The following is a 5,645-nucleotide window of genomic DNA, read 5'->3' as shown; positions in this document are numbered from 1 at the left end:
CTCCGGGCCCAGGAGCAGGCTCCGGGCCCAGGAGCAGGACACCTGCGGGGTTGCCGGAGAAGGGGCGGTCGGTGAACGCGTCGACGATACGAATCCTCATGGCCCGACCGTAGGGGCGGGGCGAAGCCCCCGGCCAAGGCCAATTCCGGGTCGGCGGCTCGGAATGGCCCGCCCCGGCCTCACGGGGTCGGCAGCCAGCCCACCTTCCCGGCGAGCAGCGCGTACCCGACGAACGCGCCGATGTCGAGCAGGGCATGCGCGGCGACCAGCGGCCCCACACGCTGCCAGCGGCGGTACAGCAGCACGAAGACGACGCCCATCACCATGTTGCCGATGAAGCCGCCGATGCCCTGGTACAGGTGGTACGAGCCGCGCAGGACCGAACTCGCCACCAGCTCGGCCATCGGGGTCCACCCCAACTGCCCCAGCCGGCGCAGCAGGTACCCGACGACGATCACTTCCTCCACCACGGAGTTCTGGATCGCCGAGAGGATGAGCACGGGGAACTTCCACCACACGTCGGGCAGCGACTCGGGAACGACCGTGAGGTTGAAACCGGCGGTGCGGGCGACCAGATAGAAGGCCAGGCCCGCGCTGCCGATCCCCGCTGCCACCACCGTCCCGCGTCCTACGTCCGACCACGGCATGGTGCGGTCGAACCCGATGGCGCGCAGCCCCGCGCCCTCCCTGATCAGCAGATGCGCCACCAGGGCGACCGGCACCAGCGCCGTCGTGATGCCGAACAGCTGCCAGGCGAGATCCAGCCAGGGACGTCCCGGAGCGTAGGAACTGTTGAGTGTGGCCGCCTGATCCTTCAAACCCCCCGGTTTCGTCAGGGACCCGACAAAACTGATCAGGGCAGACACTCCGCTGGCCCCCAGCGAGAGAGCCAGAACCAACACCGTTTCGGACCGCAAGATCCGTCGTGACACGGCCTCCTGGGGAAAAGAATCAGCCACGCGCCCCGCCTCCACCTGTACACCTGCCCTCAGTTGTGCATTCACGTCCCATGCCGCCCCCCGCCCCGCTAGGGTCTCGAATGCAGGTACGAAGATCATGCGCGACAGGCCGGGGGACGAGCACCATTGCCGATGGTGTGGGTCCCCCTTTTCCTTGTTCATCCTCAAGGAGGGGCACCACCGACATGGGACGTCACAGCTTGCCGGACGACTACGCCACGGATGGAAGCGGGGACCGTCCACCGCGCCGCCGTCGTACCGTAGCCATCGCCACCATGCTCGTTCTCGCCGTAGCGGCGGGAACGGCGGTCGCGGCACAGGGCGGCCTGCTGTCGTTCTCGAAGTCCTGCGAGGACACCGCCGTGCACCTGTCCATGATGACCTCGCCGGACATCGCCCCCGCCGTGCGTGCCGTCGCCGACAAGGCACGCAAGGACAATCTGAGATCCGACGGCCACTGCGTGGACGTGGACGTGGTGGCCCGCGACTCGTACAAGGTCGCGGACGCCCTCGCCCGTGGCACCCGTGCGCCGGAATACCAGATGTGGCTCCCCGACTCCGACCTCTGGCTGAACCGGGCCAAGGGCCTGGGTGACGCCATACCGATCACCCCGGGCGACTCCGTCGCCTCGTCACCCGTCACGCTCGCGATGGTGCCCTCCGCGGCCAAGACCCTCGGCTGGCCCGAGAAGAAGTACTCCTGGGCCGAGCTGACGGCCGCGGCCATGGAGTCCGACAAGGTGCGTCTGGGCTCGGCCGACCCCGCACGCAGCGCCACGGGCCTGCTGGCGCTGACGAGCATCGGGATCTCCTCCGACAAACTGGGCGGGGACAGCGACACGAGGGCCGCGGCCACGGCCAAGCTGCTCGCCCAGCGGATGTCGGACGGCGACACCCAGGTCGTGGAGACCCTGCCCCAGGACGGTTCCGGCGCGGAACAGGGAAATCCGGCCCGGAACCAGGCGGTGCTCCTCTCCGAGCAGGCCGCGTTCGCCCACAACGCCGAGTCGACGGGCGGCAGCAAGCTCGACCTCTTCTACCCGAAGGACGGCGCTCCGCTCCTCAACTACCCGTTCACCCTGGTCAACGAGGAGGAGCAGACGACGGACGAGAGCCGGGCCGCGCTGCGCTTCATGACACTGCTGTCCGAGGACGCCTCCCAGCGCACGCTGCGGGAGCACGGCTTCCGGACCGTCGACGGCACCGCGGACGAGACGCTGGTCGCGTCGGCCGGCGGCAAGTCGCCGCAGCCGTACGCCACGTCGCCAGGGGCCGCCCCCTCGGACGAGACGCTGCAGGAGACGCTCGGCATGTGGACGATCACCGTCCAGAGCGCACGGCTCACCACGGTCGTCGACGCCTCGGGGTCGATGGCCACGATCGTGCCGGGCCGCAACCAGTCGCGGATGGACGTCACCAAGGCGTCCCTGATCCAGGCGCTCAACCAGTTCACGCCGAACGACGAGATCGGTCTCTGGGAGTTCGCCACGACGCTCGACGGCGACAAGGACTACCGCAGGCTGGTGGAGACCAGCCGACTCGGCGACGCGGCCAAGGGCGGGGGCACGCACCGTGACAGGCTCGCCGCGGCGTTCTCCTCGCTGAAGCCCGTGCCCGACGGGGCCACCGGCCTCTACGACACCGCGCTGGCCGCCTACAAGGAGGCGCAGCGTACGTACGTGAAGGGCAAGTTCAACGCCGTCGTGATCCTCACCGACGGCTCGAACCAGGACGACCGCTCCATCTCGCGGTCCGCCCTGATCGCCGAGCTCAAGAAGATCACCGACCCGGATCGCCCGGTCCCGCTGCTCGCCATCGCGGTCGGTCCCGACGCGGACCGCGAAGAGGTGAACGAGATAGCGAAGGTGACCGGAGGCGGCGGCTATCAGGTCAGCGACCCGGCGGAGATCCAGGCGGTGATCCTGCAGGCCGTCATGACCGCGGGACAGAGCGGTGGCGGCGCCGGGGAGTAGCGCCCGCACCGCGCGCCCGGTCATGGGCTTTCGACGTGGCGCCGACGCCACCGAGCCGCGCCCGCACCGCGCGCGCCCGGGTCATGGGCCGGCGCGGCGGACGGTGCCGCAGGCCCCGGGTACCTCCACGGGGCCCGGGGCGCCGACGGCCGCGGCCCCGGCCCCGTCTCACCGTGCGGGGAGGTCCACCGGCCAGGTATGGACGGGCTCGCCGGCCTGCATCAGTTCGGTGTACCTCCGGGTCATCGCGGCAAGCGCCTCGGCCCGCCCCAGCCCCGCCTCCCTCGCCCGGTGATAGGTGTCGGCCTGCCAGGACGCACCGTTCGTCCGCCGCCGGCAGCGCTCCTCGATGATCCCGAGGTAGTGGTCCCGGTCCGCGGGCTCGATGTTCCAGGCGTCGAGACCCGCGGCGGCCAGGGGCAGCAGTTCGTCCCGCACGAGCTTGACGGCCGGCACCCGGGTCAGTCCGCCGGAGCGGCCGGGCCGGGGCCAGAGCAGTTCGGCGTCGATGCCCTGGCGGCAGGCGGTCTCGAAGTTCTCGGCCGCGGCGGTGAAGGGCATCCTGGTCCACACCGGCCGGGATTCCTCCGCGAGTGCCCGTACGAGTCCGTAGTAGAGCGCGGTGTTGGCGATCACGTCGGCGACGGTGGGCCCGGCGGGAAGCACCCGGTTCTCCACCCTCAGGTGCGGGACGCCGTCCGCCAGGCCGTAGACCGGGCGGTTCCACCGGTAGACCGTGCCGTTGTGCAGAACGAGTTCCTGGAGCCCCGGCACTCCTCCCTCGTCGAGGACCCGCAGGGGATCCTCCTCGTCGCAGATCGGCAGCAGCGGGGGAAAGTAGCGGAGGTTCTCCTCGAACAGCTCATAGGCCGAGTCGACCCACCGCTCACCGAACCAGGTCCTTGGCCGCACCCCCTGGTTCTGGAGCTCCGGCGGCCTGGTGTCCGTCGCCTGCTGGAAGAGCGGCGGCCGTGACTCCCGCCACAGCTCCCGGCCGAACAGGAAGGGGGAGTTGGCTCCCAGGGCCACCTGGACCGCGGCGACGGCCTGGGCCGCGTTCCACACGTCGGCGAAGCGTTCCGGGGTCACCTGCAGATGGAGCTGCACCGAGGTGCAGGCCGCCTCCGGCGTGATCGACCCCGAGGTACAGACCAGTCGCTCCACACCCTCGATATCCAAGGAGAAATCCTCGCCGCGCGCCGCCACCATTTGATCGTTCAGCAGCGCGTAGCGGTCGACATCGGAGAGGTTGGACCGGACCATGTCCTCGCGTCCGAGGGTGGGGAGTATTCCGATCATCATGATCCCGGCATCGACCTCGGCAGCCTTCCGGTCGGCATATCCAAGACCGGTCCTCAGCTCTTCGGCCAGTTGATCGAGAACACGGCCTGAAAGATTATGTGGAACTATGTTCACTTCGAGGTTGAACATCCCCAGCTCTGTCTGGAAATCACGGCTGGCGATGCGATCCAGAACCTGTCCATTCAGCATCTTCGGCATACCGTCGGCGCCGGCCAGATTCAGTTCGATCTCCATGCCCATGAGGTTGCGCGGCCGGTCGAACCTCCGCTCCGCCAGGAGCCTCCCCAGCCCCTCCAGGCACTGGTGGAGCTTCCTCCGGTACTGCTGCCGGTCGGACAGGTCAACGGCGCCCGCAACGACCTTCTCCCCCATCGAAGCGTCCCTCCTCGAGTGGGCAGCCCGCGGCCCAGGCCGCTCGCGTCACGGTCGATAATGCCCAGACAGCGAGATCCATAACGCCCCGCGGACGCCGCGCAGCCGCTAATCTGATGACTGAGGCCCGGGGCACATTCACTCGGCATGACGCAGTGCAGAGATTCCCTGGACAGCACGCGGGGAAAGCACCGACACGTTTCAGCCTACCGCGGCGCGGGAAAAACCCGAGGCGGTGGCTGCGCCGCTCGCACCGAATCAGCATAATCTCCGCATAATTAAGTCCGGATACCGCCTTGTCGGCAATAGCCGTGGCGGCTAGTGGAAACACCGCGTGAACACGTGTCGTATAAACTCCGCGGACGAGGCAGAGAGTTGACGCACCGGCCCAGTCACCGGCCTCCTCTGGCCCCGCACGCCGACAGCGCCGTCTGCACCCGCCCACGCTCCACCGTGTCTCCGAAGTGAGAGGCGACCCACTATGCCGCTGCATGTACCCCCGGCTCCCGCGCCCGCTCTGCGCAGCGTTCTCGCGGCGCTCGGTTCACCGACCGCGGTCCGCGAGGCCCGTACCCCCGCTCTGCGGTCCGCCCAGGGACCGCTGAGCCCCGAACACCCGCTTCCCGTCCATGTGCTGGACCGCATCGGCCTGGACAGGCCGGCACCGACGACCCGGCTCGTCGGATGGCGCTTCCTGATCCGCAGTACGGAGCGGGCCGTCGCCGCGGCGGACACGATGCTCACCCCTGACGGCTGGGCCTTCTCGCACTTCTTCGAGGGCCCGTACCTCGCCTCGACCGAACTCGCCCTGCGCCATGCGGAAGCGGCCGCGACGCCGTACCAGCCGAGGCTGCTGAATGGACAGGTTCTGGATCGCATCGCCAGCCGTGATTTCCAGACAGAGCTGGGGATGTTCAACCTCGAAGTGAACATAGTTCCACATAATCTTTCAGGCCGTGTTCTCGATCAACTGGCCGAAGAGCTGAGGACCGGTCTTGGATATGCCGACCGGAAGGCTGCCGAGGTCGATGCCGGGATC

3 protein-coding genes and 2 pseudogenes are annotated in these 5,645 nt (G+C 68.8%); 2 read left to right on the top strand and 3 right to left on the bottom strand.

Features of this window, described 5'->3' with window-relative positions:
* A pseudogene (locus EAO72_RS42645) lies at positions 1-100 on the bottom strand (PhzF family phenazine biosynthesis protein); the annotation flags it as partial.
* Between the two features lie 79 nt (positions 101-179).
* A complete protein-coding gene (locus tag EAO72_RS00180) occupies positions 180-959 on the bottom strand; it encodes a CPBP family intramembrane glutamic endopeptidase (RefSeq protein ID WP_148015122.1) in 780 nt (259 codons plus the stop codon).
* A gap of 185 nt (positions 960-1,144) precedes the next feature.
* Here EAO72_RS00180 and EAO72_RS00175 point away from each other — a divergent pair, with 185 nt between their 5' ends.
* Positions 1,145-2,932, top strand: a complete 1,788-nt coding sequence (locus EAO72_RS00175; RefSeq protein ID WP_148015121.1) for a substrate-binding and VWA domain-containing protein — start codon at positions 1,145-1,147, stop codon at positions 2,930-2,932.
* 168 nt (positions 2,933-3,100) lie between these two features.
* Here EAO72_RS00175 and EAO72_RS00170 read toward each other — a convergent pair whose 3' ends face one another.
* Positions 3,101-4,606 carry a glutamate-cysteine ligase family protein gene (locus EAO72_RS00170; protein ID WP_148015120.1) on the bottom strand — a complete coding sequence of 502 codons (1,506 nt, stop codon included), beginning with the start codon at positions 4,604-4,606 and terminating at the stop codon, positions 3,101-3,103.
* A 481-nt stretch (positions 4,607-5,087) separates the two neighbouring features.
* On the opposite strand from EAO72_RS00170, the pseudogene EAO72_RS00165 reads away from it, so the two are divergent.
* A pseudogene (locus EAO72_RS00165) lies at positions 5,088-5,645 on the top strand (hypothetical protein); the annotation flags it as partial.

The sequence above is a fragment of the Streptomyces sp. OR43 genome, from assembly GCF_008042275.1.
Classification (GTDB): Bacteria; Actinomycetota; Actinomycetes; order Streptomycetales; family Streptomycetaceae; genus Streptomyces.
The sequence above is the reverse complement of the archived record's forward strand: the minus strand, read 5'-3'. Positions and strand labels throughout refer to the sequence as shown.

Excerpts from the sequence above, each read along its gene's own strand:
- EAO72_RS00170 (WP_148015120.1), bottom strand. The coding sequence starts at position 4,606 with ATGGGGGAGAAGGTCGTTGCGGGCGCCGTTGACCTGTCCGACCGGCAG.
- EAO72_RS00175 (WP_148015121.1), top strand. The coding sequence starts at position 1,145 with ATGGGACGTCACAGCTTGCCGGACGACTACGCCACGGATGGAAGCGGG.